The sequence below is a fragment of the bacterium genome (assembly GCA_035419245.1).
Taxonomy (GTDB): Bacteria; Zhuqueibacterota; Zhuqueibacteria; order Residuimicrobiales; family Residuimicrobiaceae; genus JAKPUX01.
Map to the genome: position 1 here is coordinate 133136 of DAOLSP010000002.1, position 21243 is coordinate 154378.

General features: G+C 58.5%; 18 protein-coding genes. 14 read left to right on the top strand and 4 right to left on the bottom strand.

All coding sequences use genetic code 11. The features are described 5' to 3' along the window. Positions 1-4 precede the first annotated feature (4 nt). Complete coding sequence (locus PLH32_04475; GenBank protein ID HQJ63848.1) at positions 5-1759, bottom strand: N-acetylmuramoyl-L-alanine amidase; 1755 nt, start codon at positions 1757-1759, stop codon at positions 5-7. A gap of 156 nt (positions 1760-1915) precedes the next feature. On the opposite strand from PLH32_04475, the gene PLH32_04480 reads away from it, so the two are divergent. The 10 genes from PLH32_04480 (at position 1916) to PLH32_04525 (ending at position 12393) form a co-directional block, all read left to right on the top strand. Further along, positions 1916-2752, top strand: a complete 837-nt coding sequence (locus PLH32_04480; protein HQJ63849.1) for an AMP nucleosidase — start codon at positions 1916-1918, stop codon at positions 2750-2752. 198 nt (positions 2753-2950) lie between these two features. Further along, positions 2951-3733 (top strand): hypothetical protein, encoded by a 783-nt coding sequence (locus tag PLH32_04485; protein HQJ63850.1) that lies wholly within the window; start codon positions 2951-2953, stop codon positions 3731-3733. 128 nt (positions 3734-3861) lie between these two features. Further along, on the top strand, positions 3862-5367 hold the full coding sequence (locus tag PLH32_04490; GenBank protein ID HQJ63851.1) for an amino acid permease: 1506 nt from the start codon (positions 3862-3864) through the stop codon (positions 5365-5367). 327 nt (positions 5368-5694) lie between these two features. Beyond that, positions 5695-6273 carry a 4Fe-4S dicluster domain-containing protein gene (locus tag PLH32_04495; GenBank protein HQJ63852.1) on the top strand — a complete coding sequence of 193 codons (579 nt, stop codon included), beginning with the start codon at positions 5695-5697 and terminating at the stop codon, positions 6271-6273. Next, the gene (locus PLH32_04500; GenBank protein HQJ63853.1) at positions 6270-7166 is read left to right on the top strand and encodes a CoB--CoM heterodisulfide reductase iron-sulfur subunit B family protein; all 897 of its coding nucleotides are present in this window, start codon (positions 6270-6272) and stop codon (positions 7164-7166) included. The genes PLH32_04495 and PLH32_04500 overlap by 4 nt, the downstream gene beginning before the upstream one ends. A 2-nt stretch (positions 7167-7168) precedes the next feature. Further along, a complete protein-coding gene (locus PLH32_04505; GenBank protein HQJ63854.1) occupies positions 7169-9166 on the top strand; it encodes a CoB--CoM heterodisulfide reductase iron-sulfur subunit A family protein in 1998 nt (665 codons plus the stop codon). 75 nt (positions 9167-9241) lie between these two features. Then, entirely contained in the window at positions 9242-9685 is a 444-nt protein-coding gene (locus PLH32_04510; GenBank protein HQJ63855.1) for a hydrogenase iron-sulfur subunit, read from the top strand. Between the two features lie 17 nt (positions 9686-9702). Next, entirely contained in the window at positions 9703-10503 is an 801-nt protein-coding gene (locus tag PLH32_04515; GenBank protein ID HQJ63856.1) for a 4Fe-4S dicluster domain-containing protein, read from the top strand. Positions 10504-10512: 9 nt separating this feature from the next. Next, on the top strand, positions 10513-11526 hold the full coding sequence (locus PLH32_04520) for a 4Fe-4S dicluster domain-containing protein (GenBank protein HQJ63857.1): 1014 nt from the start codon (positions 10513-10515) through the stop codon (positions 11524-11526). Between the two features lie 27 nt (positions 11527-11553). Next, positions 11554-12393: an FAD/NAD(P)-binding protein gene (locus tag PLH32_04525; protein ID HQJ63858.1), complete on the top strand. Its 840-nt coding sequence runs from the start codon at positions 11554-11556 to the stop codon at positions 12391-12393. 62 nt (positions 12394-12455) lie between these two features. Here PLH32_04525 and PLH32_04530 read toward each other — a convergent pair whose 3' ends face one another. Then, positions 12456-14279: a Na+:solute symporter gene (locus PLH32_04530; GenBank protein ID HQJ63859.1), complete on the bottom strand. Its 1824-nt coding sequence runs from the start codon at positions 14277-14279 to the stop codon at positions 12456-12458. A gap of 376 nt (positions 14280-14655) precedes the next feature. Between PLH32_04530 and PLH32_04535 the strand changes: the two genes are divergently transcribed. Together PLH32_04535 and PLH32_04540 are read left to right on the top strand one after the other, a co-directional pair. Continuing rightward, positions 14656-15000 carry an STAS domain-containing protein gene (locus tag PLH32_04535; protein HQJ63860.1) on the top strand — a complete coding sequence of 115 codons (345 nt, stop codon included), beginning with the start codon at positions 14656-14658 and terminating at the stop codon, positions 14998-15000. A gap of 27 nt (positions 15001-15027) precedes the next feature. Continuing rightward, complete coding sequence (locus tag PLH32_04540; protein HQJ63861.1) at positions 15028-16545, top strand: SpoIIE family protein phosphatase; 1518 nt, start codon at positions 15028-15030, stop codon at positions 16543-16545. Here PLH32_04540 and PLH32_04545 read toward each other — a convergent pair. Continuing rightward, positions 16542-17429, bottom strand: a complete 888-nt coding sequence (locus tag PLH32_04545) for a DMT family transporter (GenBank protein ID HQJ63862.1) — start codon at positions 17427-17429, stop codon at positions 16542-16544. The two genes, PLH32_04540 and PLH32_04545, sit on opposite strands and share 4 nt — an antisense overlap. A gap of 219 nt (positions 17430-17648) precedes the next feature. Here PLH32_04545 and PLH32_04550 point away from each other — a divergent pair, with 219 nt between their 5' ends. Beyond that, entirely contained in the window at positions 17649-18119 is a 471-nt protein-coding gene (locus PLH32_04550; GenBank protein ID HQJ63863.1) for an NYN domain-containing protein, read from the top strand. Positions 18120-18159: 40 nt separating this feature from the next. Here the strand turns inward: PLH32_04550 and PLH32_04555 are convergent, their stop codons facing one another. Continuing rightward, positions 18160-20442 (bottom strand): beta-galactosidase, encoded by a 2283-nt coding sequence (locus PLH32_04555; GenBank protein ID HQJ63864.1) that lies wholly within the window; start codon positions 20440-20442, stop codon positions 18160-18162. A 254-nt stretch (positions 20443-20696) separates the two neighbouring features. Between PLH32_04555 and PLH32_04560 the strand changes: the two genes are divergently transcribed. After that, complete coding sequence (locus tag PLH32_04560; GenBank protein ID HQJ63865.1) at positions 20697-21236, top strand: lipocalin family protein; 540 nt, start codon at positions 20697-20699, stop codon at positions 21234-21236. Positions 21237-21243: the final 7 nt, after the last annotated feature.

A 21243-nucleotide genomic window follows, 5' to 3' on the forward strand; every position in this document is an offset into this window, starting at 1 on the left:
GCTATCATCTCCCGTTAATCGCTGCAAAATCTCCGATTCCCGCCAGAATCTTTTCCGCAAGCTGCTGCCGGAATTCCGCTGCAAAAAGCTTCTCCTCATCCTCGGCATGCGACATAAAGGCCAGCTCCACCAGGATCGCCGGGCGTGATGTCATGCGGATGATCCGGTAATTGAACGAGCCCACGCAGCCGAACTCCTGCAAGGGCAGCTCGAGCAAGCGCCGGTAGACCATGCGGGCGAAGCCGCCCCAAAATGGGTTGTTATAGTAGGTGCTTGTGCCGTTGGCACCGAGATAGCCGTTGGCGGTTCCACCCGAATTGGCATGGATGCAGACCAGCAGATCGGCGTCCGAAGCCTCGATCTTGCTCTTTTTCTCCGCCAGGCTCATGTCAAGGTCCGCTTCGCGCACCTGCACGACCTGCATCCCGGCAGCCCGGCACAGCTGCTCCAGCCGTCGGGCCACATCCAGATTGACCTCTTTTTCTTCCAGGCCCGAGAGGCCGACTGCTCCGAGGTTGCTGCCGCCATGGCCGGCCTCGATGGCGACTTTCAGGGTTGCGGCCGGAGGATATTTGAGCCGCAGTTCCAGGGCTGCACCGGTCGGCCGCAGAGTATAGCCCCAGAGTTGCGGTCTTTGCAGGTGCACGGTGATCTCGTAGGTTTCCGGGGCGCGCTGCTCCCAGGTGAGGTGATCGGCCATCCTGAGATTCTCGCGATGGGTGATCCAGGTGCTGGCACTGCGGACCCCATAGAGGCGGATGTGCAAGGCGTTCGCGGCGGGATCGGGAAAGAGGGCGAAGGGAACCGGTTGCAGCCAGGGGATGGTGATCACGTCGGCACCAGACCCGGGCGCGGCGCTCAGGGTGGTGAGATAATAGAAGGGGGCGAGGGCCGGTTCAGGCAGGGATTCCACATCCTCAGAAGCGATATAGCCCTCGTCGTGGTCATCGAGCCGGATCCGCCAGGATTCGCCGATGCGGCCGCTGCTGGTGAGCACAACACCCTGCGGCAGTTCGGCGATGACTGGAGGACCGAGACGGACGCTGCCCAGACTCTGGTTGAGCAGGGCGCCTTCCCTGCGCACAATGAGCAGCGGGAAGGTGTCAGCCGCCTGCACCTTGAGCGTCGCTGAAGCGGTCAGGCGCAGCGTGCTCTTTTTCTGCCCGTGCGTCGTGTTCCTGAGTGTAAAGTGCAGGGATTGCTCCTGGCCTTCCGGCAAGCGGGCGAGCGGCAGATCGGTTTCGTAACGGGAATAGTCAGAAAAATCGGTGCTGCGCAGGTAGAGGCGCAGTTTGGCCGGCTTGAGCTCAACCCAGGCCTTGTGGCCTTTTGCGCCGATAAAGCCCAGGCGCACCCGGTCGCCTTTCTGCAGCAGCCGTGATTCTGCGGGCAGTACCGATGTTGAGTCAATCCACAGCGGCAGCGCCGGGCGCTCCACCGGCCTGGTGCGCAGCAGGGTACGCACAAACCGCTGGGTCTCGCCGCCTGCGGGCTGCACGGTCGCTTCCACCCGGTTAATCCCCGGCTGCAGCGTCACTTTCTTAAAAAAGATGCCGGTGCGGTAGAGGTGACAGGAATCGCCATTGATGGTAACCCGGGCCGGCCAGACCGATTTGGCGAGAAGATGAACCGCAGCCAGCTGGGTGGTGTCGCCGATATCATCACGCCAGGCGAAAGGCACGGCGCCCTCCTGGGCGCGGGCGGCAGCCGCCAGCCCCGCAAGAAAAAGTCCGATACAAAGCAGTGTCTGCCGCATCATGAAGTTCCTGCCGGTAAGTCGTTCACTGTGATCGAGGAGGATGTCGTAATATAACAAGCCGACGGTTCAATGCCAAGAAAAAACCGGATGCGGATCGAGAAGTATGGCTTGCTTTTTATTGGCAACAATTTGTATCTTTATGCAAAAGGAGCACCCATGCCGAAAGAACCTTTATCCACGCATTTCAGCTACCCCTTTCAGAACAATCTGATCTATAACAATCCGGAAAAACGCAAGATCGCGCTGGACATGCTCGAGCGCTATACGGGCTCGGAAGCGGCAGCTTTTCAGCCTTATATCATCCTCACCAATTTCCACAAATACCTCAAAGTATTTCAGGAGCGCGCGCAAACAGCGTCGACCTCGGGATCGGCCTTTTCGGCGGTGCACGATCCTCGTGGCCATATCAGCATGATCGATTTCAAGATCGGAGCGCCTACTGCAGCGATGATCATCGAGATGTTGAGCACGATCGAGCCCCAGGCGGTCCTCTTCCTGGGGATGTGCGGCGGATTGCATCGCTCGCTCCAACTCGGGGATTTCATCCTCCCCATGGCTGCGATTCGTGACGAGGGCGTCAGCGGCCATTTCATCCCTCCCCAGGTGCCCTCGCTGCCCACCTTCAAGATTCAAAAATTTGTCAGCCAGATCATCGTCGAGAATGGCCTGGATTACCGTACCGGCGTGGTCCATACCACCGACTACCGCTTCTGGGAATTCGATGATACCTTCAAGGCGATCCTTTATGAGGAACGGGCTATCGGCATCGACATGGAATGCGCCGCCCTTTTCAGCGTCGGATTCGTTAGCAAGGTGCCTATCGGTGCGCTGCTTCTGGTCTCCGATTTGCCGCTGCAAAAGGGAGGGATCAAGACCAAGGAATCATCCCGCAAGGTCTTTTCGAGCTTCACGGAAAAACACATCGAAATCGGGATCTCTGCAATGACGGAGATTCAAAAACGCGGCGAGCATATCCGGCATTATCGCTGGTGAACGCAGGTAGCCGTGCGGCATCGTCACCATGCCGCGGCCGCTGCGCGGGGCCACCGCGGTGCCGCCAGTGCCCCTCCCCGCCTCAGCGGGTAGAGGAGTTCCTCCCTTTTTCACTCTGCAATCCGGTATTGACAATGAAGTGAAATTATTGTAAATTTAAAGCTAAAGCTCAATTAGTCCTTGAAAGGAAAAGACGCTTTGGCCGCCTATCTCTACCTCTCCATTTTTCCAGAATCCCTGGTCGCCTCGATGCTGCCGCCGCAGGAGTTTGGCGTCTACTTCGCCACCGGCACGGCCAAACACACCCGCGGCCAGGCGATCTTCATCGAGGTGGATAAGGATTTCGCCAGTGACTATTTTCCCCTGGAGGACATCGAACAACGCTGCCAGCCGCATTTCGACGGCCAGCCCAAGCGCTCGGTCTATCTTTCCATCTACCGCGTCCTCGAGCACCTGCCGCTGAGCGCCCTGAAGAGCCTCTACCTGGTCACCGATGCCGGTGCAGTCCTCGAACTGCCGCGCAGCGCCACCCTGCCGGAAGAGCAGCGCCGGCTCCACCTTTATCAGGAACTCTGCCCGGTGATGCCGCGCATTGCCACCCTTTTTAATCCACGCGAATTCTGCCGCTTTGTCACCAACCGGGAATTTCCGGTCTCGGTCCCCAAGCTCTTTTTTATGGAGATGGAACTGGGCGCGCTGGCGGTCGATCCCGCTCTTGCCCCGGCGGAGGATCTGCCGTATGCGCATATCGAGCACCTGCGGGAATGCCTCATCGGGCTGCTGCAGCAGCCCGAAAAGCCGACCAAGACCATCAACCGCTATCTCAAGGGTGACATTTCCTTTGCCCTCATCCGCAACGGCTTTTATATCGGCGACCAGGAGGAGTTTTGCCACTATCCCTTTCCCGCGCTGGAGGTCCTGCAGCGCGATCACTTTGACTGGTGGCGTTCCGCACTGGAGGTCGAGGATCTGGATCTTTGAGTCCTGGGCCGCTCCGCCGTCCGGGGATTCGCCCATCGCCTGGTTTTCTCTTCGTGGTTGAGTAGTTTGATTGTTCCAGAAGTCCAGTTAATTTCCCGCAGGATTTCGAACTAACAGCGAGGTTGGAGATGGCCTTTCAGTACTTCAAGCGCAAACCTCTGGAGATGCTATTAGAGGAGATGAAAGGGGAGAACAGGCTGCGCCGGATCCTGGGGCCGGTTCAGTTGAGCAGCCTGGGCGTGGGAGCGATCATCGGCACGGGTATTTTCGTGCTCACCGGCATCGCGGCCCATGACAAGGCCGGGCCGGCCCTGATGGTCTCGTTTATGATCGCCGGCTTGGCGTGTATCTTTGCCGCTTTCTGCTACGCCGAGTTCGCCTCCATGGTGCCGGTGGCGGGCTCAGCCTACACCTATGCCTACGCCACTCTGGGCGAGCTTTTCGCTTGGATCATTGGCTGGGATCTGGTACTTGAATATACGGTGGCCTCGGCCGCGGTGGCGCACGGCTGGTCGCATTATTTCCAGGCCTTGCTCGCCTTTTTCAATTTGAAACTACCCCTGTCCATCGCCCGAGCGCCCTTCGATTATGATCCGGCGCTCGGACAGTTCATCTCGACCGGCGCCGTCATCGATCTGCCGGCGCTGATCATCACGACCGTCATTACGATTATCCTGATCAAGGGTATTCGCGAGAGCGCCTCGTTTAATGTGGCCATGGTGATCACCAAGCTGGTGGTCGTCGTTTTTGTGATAGGTGTGGGCGCCTTTTATATCGATCCCAAGAACTGGCATCCCTTCGCTCCGTATGGCTACTCCGGCCTCTCTTTCTTCGGCAAAACGATTCTTGGTCAGCAAGGGCCGGGCGGTGAACCGCTCGGAATGCTGGCAGGAGCGGCGGTGATTTTTTTCGCCTATATTGGCTTCGACTCGGTCTCGACTCATGCTGAAGAGGCGCGTAATCCCCGCAAGGATGTCCCGATCGGTATTGTCTCCTCTCTGATGATCTGCACGGTGCTTTACATCCTGGTTTCCATGGTTCTCACCGGCATGGTGCCCTATAATCAGATCAATATCGACGCCCCGGTCGCCGATGCCTTCCGCCAGGTGGGGCTGCCCTGGGCGCAGCTGCTCATTGCGATCGGCGCCCTGGCGGGGATCACCTCGGTGCTGCTTGTCATGGAGTTGAGTCAGCCGCGCATCTTGCTGGCGATGGCGCGCGATGGACTGGTGCCGTCCGGATTCTTCGGGGCGATCCATGAAAAATTCCGCACGCCTTGGAAATCCACCATCCTGACCGGCACAGTCATCGGCCTCCTGGCTGCCTTTTTGCCCTTGCGTATTCTTGCCGAGCTGGTCAATATCGGCACCTTGCTCGCCTTCGTTATCGTCTGTGCGGCGGTGCTGGTGATGCGCTACACCCATCCGGAGGCTGAACGTCCTTTCCGGGTGCCATTCAGTCCGGTCTTTCCGATCCTCGGCATCCTGTTTTGCCTGGTGCTGATGTTTTCGCTGCCGGTCGAGAACTGGCTGCGGCTCTTCGTCTGGCTCCTGATCGGCATCATCATCTACTTTTCCTACGGACGCTATCATAGCGTGATGTTTTGTCAGGTCAACGGGAAAAAAGCGGAGTGATACTGCCGCCTCGTTGCGGCGCCGGTATGATCGGGCAGCTGCAAGGCTGCCCTTCTGGGGCTCGCCTGGAGAACCGCTTTCCGGGGTGTCAGGGGGAGCTGGATTATGGGGGTACCCCGGCTAATTATTTGCTTGACTTATTTGTCGGGGATGCGTAATTTCTCGGCAATAAATCAGCTATCTGAAACCACTCTAATCAACGTGCAGCACCGCTCTACATGATCTCGACTGGCCGCCCTATATGCTATAGATGCCCTCTTATCGCCTTCATTTATCATTCCTTATCCATTTTTAAAAACTTCCTCTTGCCATGCAAAGGAGTATTTCATGAGTGCGCATGCCGCCCTCGTTGATCAGAGTACTGCTCTGGCCGACAGGCTCTATCGCAGCACGGGAGTCGATGTCAACCGCTGTTATCAATGCGGAAAATGTTCTGCCGGGTGCCCTCTGGCAGCCGAGATGGAGTATCCCTCGAGCGTACTGATGCGCCTGCTGCAGATTCGCCAGCCCGAAATGGATGAAAAGGCGCTGCGCTCGCACAGCATCTGGCTCTGCCTCTCCTGCGAGACCTGTTTCTGCCGCTGCCCCATGGAGATCGACATCCCCAAGGTGGCCGACTTTCTCCGCGCTGAAGCGGCGCGGCAGAACAAGGTCCATCGCCAGGCCCGGAATATTCTGCGTTTCCACAAGTCCTTTTTGGATGTCATCCACTATACCGGCCGGCTCTACGAAGTAGGACTGATTGCCGATTACAAATCCCGCAGCTGGAATCTGCTGCAGGATGTGGCGATGGCCCCGGTGCTTTATCTCAAGGGCAAACTGGAGCTGCTGCCGCATCGGGTGAAGAACCGCCGCGCCTTGCGCCGGCTTTACCAGCAGAGCATCGACAAGGAGGACCGGTCATGAAGATGGGTTATTATCCCGGCTGCTCCATCGGGGGTTCCTCGCGTGAATATGGTGAATCCCTGTTAGCCGTCGCCGCCGAGTTGGATCTGCAGCTGGAGGCGGTGACCGACTGGAACTGCTGCGGCGCGAGCGCGGCCCACAATCTCAATAAAAAGCTCTCGCTGGCCCTGCCGGCGCGCAATCTCGGTCTGGCTGAAAAACAGCAGTTCGCGGAACTCCTCGTCCCATGCGCTGCCTGTTTCAGCCGCCTGGCCGCCACGCGGATCGAGCTGGAGGAGGACGATGCCCTGCGGAGCGAGATCGAAGGGGTGATCGAAATGCCCCTCGGCCGCATGCCGCAGGCCCTGAATATTCTGGATTTGCTGCAAAGGATCTTTCCGCCGGAGCTGAATGGGCGCCTACGCAAGCCTTTCGCCTACAAGGTCGCCTGTTATTACGGCTGTCTGTTGGTGCGTCCGCCCAGGATCGCCCGTTTCGACCGTGTTGAGGATCCCCAGGTGATGGACGAAATCATGCGGCGCATCGGGGCGGATCCGATCGAATGGGCCTTTAAAACCGAGTGCTGCGGCGCCGGACTTTCGATTCCCCGGACGGATCTCGTCGGCAAACTCGGAGGCAAGATCCTCGAAGATGCGGTCAGCCGCGGGGCCGAGGCGATCATCGTCGCCTGTCCGATGTGCCACAGCAATCTCGATATGCGACGCAGCGCCATCAACAAGGCCCTCGGGAAAAAATATGACATTCCGATCCTCTATATCACCCAGGCCATCGGCCTGGCTCTCGGCCTTGAACCCAAAAAACTCGGACTGCACCGTCACATTGTGCCCGTACGTCTGCCGGAACGCGCCGCCAAGCCCGTTCTGAAGCCCGTTTCCGCCCAAGAGGAGTCCTGAACATGTCACGAATCGGCGTATTCGTCTGTCACTGCGGGGAGAATATCAGCGCCACGGTCGACTGCGGCCGGGTAGCTGAGGTCTGCGGCAGGATCCCCGGTGTCGCCCACAGCATCGATTACAAATACATGTGCTCGGATCCGGGCCAAAACATGATCCGCGAGGCCATCCGCGAGAAAAAGCTGGATGGTGTAGTCGTCGCCTCCTGTTCGCCGCGCATGCACGAACCCACTTTCCGCCGCGCCTGTGAGGAGGCCGGTCTCAATCCCTATCTGTGTGAGATGGCCAATCTCCGCGAGCATTGCTCCTGGGTACACGAAAAGGGGGAGGCGACCACAGAGAAAGCGATCGATCTGGTGCGCATCCTGGTCGAAAAGGTCAAGCGCAACCAGCCCCTCTTCCCGATCAAGGTGCCGGTGATCAAGACCGCCCTGGTGCTCGGCGGAGGCATCGCCGGCATTCAGTCGGCCCTTGACATCGCCAACGCCGGCCACAAGGTGATCATGGTCGAACGCGAGCCCTCCATCGGCGGCCATATGTCGCAGCTCTCCGAGACCTTTCCAACCCTGGATTGTTCGCAGTGCATTCTCACACCACGCATGGTGGAGGTGGCCCAGCATCCCAACATCACCCTCTATACTTATGCCGAGCTTGAGAGCCTCGACGGTTTCATCGGCAACTTCAAGGCGCGCATCCGCAAGAAATCGCGCAGCCTCGACGAAAAACTCTGTACCGGCTGCGGCCTTTGCACCACCAAGTGCCCCAACAAGCGCATTCCGAGCGAATTCAACGCCCGGCTCGGCCAGCGGACCGCCATTTATGTGCCCTTCCCTCAGGCGGTGCCCAACAAGCCGGTCATCGACCGGACTCACTGCACCTATTACACCAAGGGAAAATGTCGGGTCTGCGAGAAGGTCTGCCCGACGCAGGCGATCCGTTTCGATCAGCCCGACGAGATCATAGAGCATGAGGTTGGCGCCGTGGTGGTCGCCACCGGCTTCAACGTCAAGGAGAGCGATTTCTTCCCCGAATACGGCTACGGCCGTTACAAGGATGTCATCAGCGGCCTGCAGTTCGAGCGTCTGCTCTCGGCCTCCGGGCCGACCCTGGGCGAGATGAAGCGGCCTTCGGATGGCAAGACTCCGGAAAAGGTGGTCTTTGTCGCCTGCGCCGGCTCGCGCGACAAGGCCAAGGGCATTGAGTACTGCTCCAAGATCTGCTGCATGTATACGGCCAAACATGCCATGCTCTACAAGCACAAGGTTCACCATGGCGAGGCCTATGTCTTTTACATGGACATCCGCGCCGCCGGCAAGATGTACGACGAGTTCACCCGACGTGCCATTGAGGAGGACCATGTCCATTATATCCGCGGCCGGGTCTCCCGCATTTATGAACGCGATGGCAAATTGATCGTCCAGGGGGCGGATACCTTGCTCAATGCCATGCCGGTCGAGATCGAGGCCGATCTGGTCGTCCTCGCGACCGCCGGGGTGGCCAACGAAGGAGCGGAAGCCCTGGCGCAAAAGCTGCATGTGAGCTACGACGCGCATAACTTTTTCGTTGAAGCCCACCCCAAGTTGCGTCCAGTCGAGACCAATACGGCTGGGGTTTTTCTTGCCGGCGCCTGCCAGGCCCCCAAGGACATCCCCGAGTCGGTGGGTCAGGCCTCCGGCACCGCCGCCAAGGTGGCCGCGCTTTTTTCAAAGGATGAACTGACGCGCGAGCCGCTGATCGCCATGGTCAACCGCTGCGACCCGCCACTCTACTCGACTTGTGTCGGCTGTTTCCTTTGCCAGTCGGCCTGTCCCTACCAGGCAATCGAGCGGGAGGAGATCCGCGACCGCAGCGGCAAGCTGATCAAGACGGTGGCCAGGGTTAATCCCGGCCTCTGTCAAGGCTGCGGCACCTGCGTGGCCTTCTGCCGCTCCAAATCGATCGATATCCAGGGCTATACCCACGAGCAGGTCTATGCCGAGGTAATGGAGCTCTTCGCTTGAACCACCACGGCGCCCGATTCGCGGCAGCGCTGCAATCCGGAATGGAGCCCGGGCTGAACTCCGGGCGGACTAACCATGGAAGAGATCATGGACTTTGAACCGAAAATCGTTGCCTTTGTCTGCAATTGGTGCACCTATGCCGGAGCGGACCTCACCGGCACCAGCCGGATCAAGTATGCCACCAATGTGCGCATCATCCGCTTCCCCTGCACCGGCCGCATTGATTTTATGCTGCTGCTCAAGGCCTTCGCTCAGGGAGCCGACGGCGTGATCGTCTCGGGATGCCATCCCAACGACTGCCACTACACCTCAGGCAATTTTCATGCGCGCCGCCGCTGGATCGCCTTCATGGAGCTGGCTGAATTCATGGGGATCGACACGGCGCGCATCCAGTTTTCCTGGGTATCCGCCGCGGAAGGGGCCAAATGGGCTGAAGTCGTCAATACCACCGTCGACAAGGTGCGCAAACTGGGACCTTATACCGCCTACCACGAGATGGCAGCGGCCGGGATCATGTAAAGGGAGAGAGAAGAGAAATGGATGTCTTGAGAACCAGGGCGCGCGAGCTGCTCGAAAGCGGGACGGTGCAGATAGTCATTGGCTTCGGCCAGGGCTCCAACGGGCGCAGCCGGGCCCTCTTCGTGCAGACGTCGCAAGCGGCCGAAAACCTGATATGGGATGATACCTGCCAGCAGAACCTGGCAACCTATCTCTTCAAACCGGAAGTCCGCCAGAAGGGCAAGGTGGCCATCGTCGCCCCGCTGCCGGTGCTCCGCTCCGTGCTGCAATTGGCCTCGGAAAACCAGGTGCAGGATGGGGATCTCGTCGTACTGGGTGTCAACAACGGTGAACTCACCGAAATGACTACGCTTCAGGAGATGGAGGCCGCAGTCAGCACCCGCGACCTGACGCTCAAGGGGGCCGATCTCACCCGGCTGCAGGAGCTCGACGCGATGAGCCTCAAGGAACGCTGGCAATTTTGGCAGGAAGAACTAGCGCGCTGTTTTAAATGCTACGCCTGCCGCGCTGCCTGCCCGATGTGCTACTGCAGCCGCTGTACCGTCGAGTGCAACCAGCCGCAGTGGATTCCGGTGCCCGCCCACCAGCTTGGCAACTGGGAATGGCATATGATGCGCGCCATGCACCTGGCAGGACGCTGTGTCTCCTGCGGGGCATGCGGCCGCGCCTGTCCCCTCGACATTCCCATCCATCTGCTGACGATCAAGATGGAGGAGTCGATTTTTCAGGAGTTCGGGATCCGCGCCGGCGTCAGGGCCAAGGCCGAAAATGCCCTCTCCTCCTTCCGCGCCGAAGACAAAGAGCAGTTCATCATCTAAGGTATCGCCATGGAAAACAGAACTATCCAACACACCCAGCTGCTTGCCCTGCTGCGCAGGATTCAGGAGCTTGAGCGCAGGCTCATCGCCCCGCAGCGCAAGGGGAACCAGGTCCACTTCCAGCCCGCCACTGCGGTCGAGGAGATTTCCTTTGACTATATCCAGACCGCACTCTCGGCCAAGTCGGTGCTTTTCCCGCCGGTCGAGGAACTGATACGCTATCATCAGGACGAAAACGGGATACAGATCGACGAGCGCAACGTGGATCTCATCCCGGAAACGGTGGCCTTCGGCCTGCGTCCCTGCGACGCTGCTGCCGTCACCTATCTGACGCGGCAATTTACCGGGGACAGGCCCGATCTGTTGTTCAGCAAACGGCTGGAAAAGACCACCTTTGTGACGGTGAGCTGCACCCGTGCCGATGCGGATTGTTTCTGCACCTCTGTCGGCGTGACGCCCGGCGATACCCGCGGCAGTGATTTGCTGTTGACCCCGCTGGGGGGGGAGACCTATCTGGCCGAGGTGCTGACCGCCAAAGGCGAGGCCCTGGTGGCTTTGGTACCGGAGCTATTCGCCCCCGCCGCCGCGGTGAACAAGGAGGACTATCTGGCCCAGGTTCCGCGTGAATTCGATCTGGAAGTCCTGCGCGGCAAGCTCGGCAAGGCCTTCGATAGCCCCTTCTGGGAGGAGACCTCGCTGCGCTGCATCGGCTGCGGCGCCTGCACCTATGTTTGCCCGGTCTGCTCCTGTTTTGACATCCAGGACGAAGGCTCGCACAAGAAGGGGACGCGGCTGCGCTGCTGGGACTCGTGTGGTTCGGCCCTCTTCACTCTGCACGCCTCGGGGCACAACCCGCGGCATTTGCAGAGCGAGCGCTGGCGCCAGCGCATGATGCACAAATTTAGCTACATGCCCGAGCAACTGCAGGTGCCGGGTTGCGTCGGCTGTGGCCGCTGTTTGCGTGCCTGCCCCGCGGATATGAATCTGATCGAACAGGCCCAGGCCTGCATCGCTGCCGTATAAGCCGGGATACTATTGGGAGCATTTCTCATGGCTGAACAGAACGATTACAAACCTTTCCTGATGAAGATCGACAAGATCATCGACGAGGCCCCCAAGGTACGGACTTTCCGCCTGCTCTTCCAGAATGAGGAGGAGGGGAAGGCCTTCCGGTTCAAGGCGGGTCAATTTGGTGAATACTCCATTTTCGGCGAGGGCGAATCCACCTTTTGTATCGCCTCCTCGCCGACCCGCAGCGGCTATATCGAATGCACCTTTCGCAAGGCTGGGCGGGTGACCACCGCACTCTCCAGACTCGAGGAGGGTGACATCATCGGCTTCCGCGGCCCCTACGGCAATATTTTCCCCATCGAAGAGTGGAGCGGCAAGAGCCTGCTCTTCATCGCCGGCGGCATCGCCCTGCCGCCGATGCGCTGCGTCATCTGGAACGCCCTGGATTGGCGCGAGCGCTTCAAGGATATCACCATCCTTTACGGCGCGCGCTCGGTTGCGGATCTGGTGTATAAACACGAACTGGAGGAGTGGGCCGCCCGCCCGGATGTCAAGCTGGTGACGACCGTCGATCCCGGCGGCGAAACCCCGGAGTGGAAGGGGGAGATCGGCTTTGTGCCCACGGTACTGGAAAAGATCGCCCCGGCGGCGGCGAACACCATCGCCATCGTCTGCGGCCCGCCCATCATGATCAAGTACACCTTTCCGGTCCTGCTCAAGCTCGGCTTCCAGCCGGACGATATCTATACCACCCTGGAAAACCGCATGAAATGCGGCATCGGCAAGTGCGGCCGCTGCAACGTCGGCAAGCTCTATGTCTGCAAGGATGGCCCGGTCTTCACCTACAGCCAGTTGCAGAATATGCCGGCGGAATACTAAAGATCTCCTCCGCCCAGATAAAAAAAGCCCCTCCATTGGAGGGGCTTTTTTGTTGTGTTTTATTAATCCGTGATGTTTTTCCACCAGGTGCGGTGCAGGATCAAAGAGCTGACGATCAGCACGCCCAGGGTTTCGAGCATGCTCGCCTTCTCGCGGATGACGATGAAGATCGGCAGGATCACCAGGCTGGTCTGCCAGACGATGCCGATAAGGACATTGAACATATCGCGCTTGAAATTGGCATCGGATACAAACGAGGGATCCATGGCGACGACTCTGGCATGGATCGGTTTCCAGAAGCCCCAGGGGCGGACCTGCTTGTAGAATTTGATTAGAATCTCTTCTTCCTCCGGCTTGCTGAGCAGGGCGCCGAGAATACTGCCGACGCTGGAAAGTACCAGAATGACCGGGAAGGAGTAGAGCGCGTGCAGATTGTCGACGATGGGCGGATAGAGCCAGAGGAACAAGCTCGGGAATTTGGAGAGGATCAGCGCGCTGGTGATGCCGGTGATCATGCCCCAGAAGTAACCGTAGCCGTTGAAACGCCACCAATACCATTTAAGGATGTTGGCGGCCGTATAGCCGCCCCAGAGGGCGGAGACGATCCACTGGGTCACCTCGTTGATATTGGCGGCATGAAAGCCGAAAAAGATGCCAGTGGCGACAAAGGCGAACGAGACGATGTAGCTGAGCGTAATAAGTTTGCGATGGCTGGCATTGGGATTGATGTAGCGCTTGTAGATGTCGTTGACGACATAGGCCGGGGCGGCGTTGACCGTGGCTGCGAAATTGGACATGAAGGCGGCGAAGAGACCCGCCAGCACCAGCCCGAGGATCCCCGTCGGAAGGAAGTTGCTGAGCACATAGGGCAGGATGCGTTCAAAGTCGATATTGGCGCCCATACCGACGATCTGTGGGCTGAAAAAGACCAGGCCGAGTGCGACAATGCCGCTGATCAGGAGATAGCGCGGGAAATAGAGGCAGCAGCAGACGAAAAAGTTCATCTTGGAGGCATCTTTGGGACTGCGGGTAGCGAGGATGCGCTGCATGTCATAATTGGGCGCCGGGCCGGCCAGACTGACGAGAATGCCCTTGAAGAGCATCATCATGAAGAAAATAGTGAAAAGGGAGTACCCGTCCGCCGCAATCTTGGTATTGACCGACTGGATCAAACCGGACCAGTCCAGGTTGAGATTCCAGCCGAAGAAGGGATTTTTCCAGCCGGCCGGGATGGCGGCGGTGATGGCGGCGTTGGTGGTCTTGGACATGGCCACAATTGCGACCGTGATCGAAGAGATGGTCAGCACCGAGAATTGGAGCAGCTCGGTGATGACCACGCTATACATGCCGCCGGCAACGACGTAGAGGGCCGTGACGAGCATGAGGATGGTGGCATAATAGTTGGGCGGCAAACCCCAGGGCAGAAACTGGGCCAGGAATTTACCGATGCCGGCGAAGCCATAGGCGAGAAAGCCGATGACGCTGACCAGAGCGAAGACCACCACGCTGATGTGCGCCAATACCCCGCCGCGCCCGCCGCCGAAGCGCGTGCCGATCCACTCCGCGCCCGTCATGACATTCGACCGGCGCATCCACTTGGACATGAAGACCATCAAAAAGACCTGATTGAAGACCGGCCAAAGCCAGGGGAGGAAAACCGATTTCAGGCCATAGACGAAGACGACATAGACCAGCCACATCGTCCCGGTGATGTCAAACATGCCTGAAGCGTCCGAGACGCCCAGAATCCAGTACGGCAATCCCTTGTCCGCAAGAAAATAGGAATTGAGACCCTTGGAAGCTCTTTTTGAGACGATGAAGCCGATAAGCACGGTCAAAATGAGGTAGCCGATAACAATGCCAATGTCGAGAGGAGAGAGCGTCATGGATTCTGCTCCGATTATAAGGAAACCTGCGCCGGCGTAATTAAGGCGTAATATAAGTATCGCATTTAAAAAAAGCAAGCCAGGAATCGAAAGAACAACCGGCGGTTCCGGGCTGGTCCATGGGAGCAAAATGCGAGAAAAGAAATATTTCGTTTATAAGAAGAAATTTATCGACCCCTCGCCGGGTTCTATTACATAGGACCTTTTTGTGAAGGATCCCTCCTGTCCGGGATTCCCTCTGCTACAGGCTTCAGAGATAAAGCGCGCTTGCGCCACACCCGGGCCGCCCGAAACCGGACGAGGACGATGGATTCAGAAGATGATCCATACACCCGGGCACCATACTCCCGACCTAAGGACGGTGATTGACCCCCTCATGTCCTCTTTCTCCGTGAAAACGCAGCTTTGCAGCCAAACACTCATCCTCTTTGCAGGGGGATACCTCAATCGTGCCGGCGGAGAAGCCCTCCTTAAGGCCGCCTGTGATCCCGCCTATGACGCGATCCGCAGGATCGTTCTGGATGTCGGGGAGGTGCAGGCGGCCAACAGCCTCGGCATCACCTCGCTCCTGGAACTCATGGAAACGCTCAAGAGCCGGGAGGGGGGGCTGGTGCTGGTGCGCGCACGGCCTGCCTTGCTGAAAACCTTCAGCATCATGGGGCTCTATCGTCATGCCTTTAAGGCGGACAGTGTCCGCGAAGCGTTGGATCTCCTGGCCTGAACGAATCGCAGCCAATGGGCGGTAATCATGGACCACCATTTACGAAAATTCTTCGAACTTTCTCTTGACCTGTTTTGCATCGCCGATGCCAGGAGGGCGGTGTTTATTGAGGTCAATCCGGCTTTCAGCCGCACCCTGGGTTGGTCGCGCGAGGAGTTGCTCTCGCGTCCTTTTCTGGAGTTTGTCCATCCGGAAGACCAGACCAGAACCGTTGAGGAGATCGGCAAATTGCTACGGGGCGTTCCTGCTCTCTCCTTCGAAAACCGCTATCGCAGCATCCATGGGAATTACCGGCACCTGATCTGGAATGTATTCCCTGAATCCGGCAGCGATCTCCTCTATGCGGCGGCCCGCGATGTCACCGAGCAGCGGCTCAGCGATATCAAACTGCAGGAGACAGCGGCCAGTCTGCAGCACAAGATCCTGCAGCTCCATGAGCTCATCGATACCGGTATTGATATCATCCGCATCGATCAGCCGGAATCCCTGATCGATCTGGCCCTGCGCCGCGCCACTGCGCTGACTGACGCCTCCCGCGGCTTGGTTCACATCCGCAAGCGGGACGGCACGCTCGAGCAGGTTGCCTTCCCGGAGGGCAGCTTGGAGGAGATTGAAATCAACAGTGATGTCATCCAGTCCGGCTTTGAGTGCCTCGGCGATCAATACACCTTTATGGTCATCGGCAAGGAAAATCATCATCCTCAGGCACGATTCGAGACGGTGGACAGAATGCTGCTCCATCTTATTAGCCAGCAGGTCCGCGCGGCGATCGAGAACAAATACTATATTCGTGAGATGCTGGACAAGCAGCGCATGACCCGCGAGCTGGAGCTGGCTTCCGCGATTCAAAGAACGATTCTCCCTTCCATTCTGCCGGTTATCCCCGGTTATCAGAACAGCGGGCTCAACATCCCGTCCAGGGAAGTCGGCGGCGATTATTTTGAAATCATCCCCCTGACCAGCGGCCGCTTTGCCCTGGTTATCGCCGATGTCGCAGGCAAGGGCATCTATTCGGCCCTGCTGGTCAACAGCCTGCACGCCGCTCTCCATGCCTATCTGGAGAGCGCCATCCCGCTGGAGGCCATGGCGGTACGGCTGAACCAGCTGATGTATGATGTTACTACCGCAATGCTCTTTACCACCTGCTTTGTCGCTTTGCTGGATCCGATGGAGGGGAGGGTGGAGTATATGAATGCCGGGCATTTGCCGCCTAAAGTGATCCGGAGGGCGGGGGAAATCGAGATGCCGCAGGAGGGAGGGCCGCCGCTGGGCTGCCTGCGGGAAGGGGTCCGATATACAAGCGGCATCTTTACGTTGCAGCCGGGCGATGGGCTCTTGCTCTATACCGACGGAATCACGGAGGCAGCCGATCCCGAGGGTGTGTTCTATCAGAATTCGGGGCGGTTCGAGTCCCTGCTGCGACGCTTTGGCAGGGAAGAGGCGGGGAGCGGTCTGCAAACGATCGTCGATGACGTTCGGGCGTTCACCAGCGCCGTCCATTTCGAGGATGACATTACCCTGCTGTACCTCCGCAGGTGCGATTAGCGCAGGAAGATCAGGGCCACCCCCATCATGGCAATGAAGGTGCCGGCGACGGCACGCAGGGTGGGGCGCTGTCCGTGAACGATCCAGACAAGGGGGATGAGCAGTACCGGAACAGTCGCCAGCAATGTCGCGGCGATACCGGCCTCGGCGTACTTAACGGCGACGTTTGCCAGCCAGACTCCGAGATAGGGGCCAAGCAGGGAGGCGATGAGGATATAGAGCGGGGCCCTCTTGTCGGTGATCAAGATCCTGGCCGCCTCTTTGTTGTAGAGGATGATGGCCGCGATCCCCATTACCCCAGCAGCGGGGACCATGCGTAACATGGTGGCCGCCAGCGCGCCGATCTCTGTGCGGAAGCCGTACTTGGCCAAAATCACTCCGGCGGCCTGGCCGATGGCCGCCAGGATCCCGAGAACCACCCCCTTGAATTTCACTCGTGGATGATGTTCCTCATTCTCCTCATTGACCACCCAAAAGATGCCCATGAAGGTGATGGCGATGCCGGCCAGGCCGAGGGGGCTGAGATGCTCGCCGAGGAAAAACCAGGCGAAGACTGTAGTGAAAACCGGCGATAGCGAGAGGAGCAGTGTTGCCAGCCGCGAACCGAGGATCACCAGACAAGTGAAGAATGCGGCATCGCCGAGCGCCAATCCAACCACCCCGCTCAGTCCAAGCCAGAACTTTTGATTCCGGCTTGCAGCCACCGGAAAGAAATAGCCCTCCTGAAGGTACAGGGTGACGCCGAGAAAGAGACAGGCCAATGTCAGGCGCATCAGGTTGGTGTAAAAGGGACCGATGCGCTTGCCGATACTTTCGAAGAGGATGGCGGTGCTGCTCCACAGCACCACCGCGGTCAGCGCGGCGATTTCGCCCTGGTATGGCAATAGCTCCTCCAGAAATGGATACTAATCATGTAATGTAGTGAAATTCAGGCATTCGCGAAAGCATAATTCGCGTTTTTTTGTTGATTTCTCTAGGGCCTGGTGTGTATATTGGCTGGCTGGTGCGCAAGACGCCGGTGCCCACATCGCTGGAAGGCGCGGGCTAACCTTCCAGTCCCAGACGGGGCGGGGTGCACGGAAACCAGGAAGAGAGGACAGGGCATGCAGATCATTGTGGACGGCTACAATTTCTTGCTGCGCGGCCGGAAGAAAGGATTGCTGGGTGCGAGCGAACTGGAGCGCGCGCGCGAGGAGGTGATCCGCAAACATGCGGTGTATGCCGCTGCGCGCACGGTGCGCGTCATGCTGGTCTTTGATGGCCAGAACGACGCGGGGCCACCGGCGCGAATTCAGAGCGGAAAGATCAGGGTTATCTACTCCCGGCCGCCCGAGAATGCGGATGCGCTGATCAAACGCCTGGTCCAGGCGGAAAAGCAGCCGCGGAATACGCTGGTCGTCACCTCCGACCAGCCGCTGGCACGGTTCGTCCAGTCCTGCGGCGCCCAGCTGCTCTCCAGCGAGCAATGGCGGCATAAACTCGAACAAGGTCGTGATGCCGATCTGCAGGAAAAGCATGGCGGCAGCAATGATCTGGATCTCGACGAATGGTTGCAGCTATTCGGCGAAAACTAGGCGGTTGGCCGGCCTCCCGTTTGCCTGGACCGACCTTGTACTATTCGATCTGCCAGACCTGTACATCGCGTGCGGCGATCTCCTGCAGCAGGCTCAACTGTTTGCCATGCGCTGTCGCGTTCCGGTGTTGTTCGTGCACCAAATCCCGTAATGTATAGACCCCCGATTTCGCCACCGTCAAATCGACGCCAACCTGCTGTACGGACTCGCTGTGGTTGATGAGAAACAGCAGGAATCCTGCCGATGTGCGGCGCAGCCGGACCTCCACCGGTGCCTCCGCCTTGCCGTCATGCGAACTGGTGAAGGGGCGCTCGATTCCGCTCCATTGCAGCAGGTTTTTCATCAGACGTTCGTTGCCGCGGGCCGGCTGGAGATGATTGGCCATCCCCAGGAAGGTGCCGATGTAGAGGGCGCCGCCTTTGCCATAGTCCGCCGCGGTTACAGCGGGTGTGCCATCGGCCAATCGGGCCAGCACCTTGCTCACGGTTTGCGGCAGTAGGGTTAGCGATTCGGCGAAATTGGCGCCGAAGAGGGTATCCGCCGCCGTGAATCCCTGCAGCAACGGATGGGTTAGGGCCACCGGCGAGAGTGCGGGCCGCTCATCCATTCTCACCGAACTTTCCCGCACGCCGAAGATCTGGTCCAATCCCATCCCCGGGATGGCAGGCATCGCATAGCCCCGTTCATCGTTCCACGCCAGCCGTGCCTCGCTGACGGCATAGCCCCCCTCCGCGATGAATTTTTTCAGTCCGGCCGCCGCGGCTTCTGTGAACATCAAGGGATAGGGGACGATGATCAAGCGGTACCCGGATACTTCGCCCTTTTCAAGGTCGCGGCGATGAATGAAATCAACCGGGATGTTGCGCTCGGTGAAGAAACGGTACCAGCCAAGCAGCGACTGCTGGTGTAAGTCGGCGGTGACGGTGCGCTGTTCGCCGCCGACCATTTGCGCCAGTGGATTATAGACGATGGCAACCTGCGCCGGAATCGGCTTGGAATCGAGGAACAGCTTCATATTCCTAGTGACGATTCCGGCCGTCTTGCCGGCCGCCGCCGCCCGTTCGGTGACGCTGCCGTCCAGGTTGATCAGCCCGTAGCCGCCCGACTCGTATCCTGAAGACATGGGATAATAGGCATAGATATTAATCGCCTTGGCCCCCTTGGCCAGCGCCGACCACATCCAGATACGGTGATCCTCAGGGGTGATTGGATTGCCGATATTAAGACCATAGGTGCCTTTGCCCGCCTGAAGCTCACCGACATAAAATCCGCCATTCTTCTTATTGGCGCTGCGCGAGAAGTCAACCGCCACCTGATACTTCCACAGCTCCCAATGGCTGCTAGGATGATTGTGTTTGGGATAGAGCGAGGTACCGTAGAAATCGATCTGTTCCGCCATCAGAAAGTCGTCGGTCGCCCCGGCACCGACATAGGGCGAGTAAAAGATCGAGGGAACCGCGGCATGGGAGGTGATCACATGAACCGGGTCGGCTTTGCGGATGGCTTCATAGCGCAGGCGCAAGTCGTGCGCCAATTTTTCATATATAAAATTTTTCCAGTCGATAAAATCGGTATAGCTGAGGATGGTGCCGAAGCGCGGGGCGCTCACCTCGCTCCAGTCGCTGAAATTGCGATACCAAGCTTGATTAAGCGCATCGAGGCTGCCATATTTTTTCAGCAGCCATTGCTGGAAAACGCTCATCGTGAAGGGGCAATAGCAAAAGCTGGCATTGGGGACGTAATTGATATAGGCCCAGTTGATGATGTGGGGCTCGCTCCAGAGATCCCAGCCGAAAAAGTTGGGATGCTGCATGGCGGTTTTGGCGGTCGCGGTATAAAAATTGAGGACCGCCTCCTGGACGCCGGGATGGTCGGTGCAGCATCCTGGCGCCGCTTGGGGCGTAACCTTGTCGCCGCTCTGCGCCTCAAAACGGCCCTCAGGGAATCGTTTTACGACCCAATCGGGCGCGGAGTCGACATACAACTGGCAGATGACGCGCAAGCCTTGCTCGCGCGCGAGCTCGCAGAGCAGATTGAGATTTTCAAAATGGTACTCCCCAGGCCGGGGCTCGCAATGCGCCCATTCGACCCAGGTACGGACGGCGTTGAAACCAAGAGATTTGATCTGTGTCAGATCGCGGCGCCATTGATCACGCGATTCCGGGGTGATGGCTGAGAGCATCGGCGCGCGGGCGATGCCGCCGCTGTACCAGACCGAGACCGGGAGAAAATCGGGTGTGCGCTGAAAGCCCTGCTGGGCAAACGCCAGCGCCGCAAGCATACAAATCATGAGAAGCGCCAGGGAGGCGGGGATTGTCCGCATAAAACATCTCCTTTGCTGGATGGATGAACTGATGCAATGTAACACTTTTTGATTACTTGTGCAAGGATTTAGCCGGACAGGAGCCCCCCGAAATCCGACTTGCACCTGAAGCCTCGCACTGCGTACTCCAATCACCCCATCAACCTGGTGAGCCCGGAAAAATGGCCCTTGAAATGAGGATTTATTTTACCATATTATTATCACCTTTGCCACCGTACCTCCTATTTTAATATCTATTACAAGGAGTTCAAACCATGAAACCATTATTCTGTATGGTCCTGCTGGCGGGACTTGCTGGCTGTGCCGGCAATTTGCCTCCGGGCGCTGTTCCGGTCAGGGATTTTGACCTTGACCGCTATCTTGGCAACTGGTACGAAATCGCGCGTCTGGATCACTCCTTCGAGAGGGGGCTCAGCCGCATCACGGCGAACTATACCCTCAATGACAACGGCACCGTGCGGGTGGTCAACCGGGGCTACCAGGATGAGAAGAAAAAGTGGAAGGAGGTGGTGGGCAAGGCCAAATTCGTCGGCGACCGCAGCGTCGGACGGCTGAAGGTCTCCTTTTTCGGGCCCTTTTACGGCGGTTACAACATTATCGAACTTGATGAAGGCTATTCGCGGGTGCTGGTTTGCAGCAACAGCACAAAATACCTTTGGATTCTGGCCCGTGAGCCCCGGCTTCCCCGGGAGGTGCTGACTCAGCTGGTGGAAAAGGCGCGGGCGTTGAACTTTCCGGTCGATAAGCTCATCTACGTCGACCAGAGCCCGGTTCCGGAACCGCCCGCGCGATAGTCCTGGG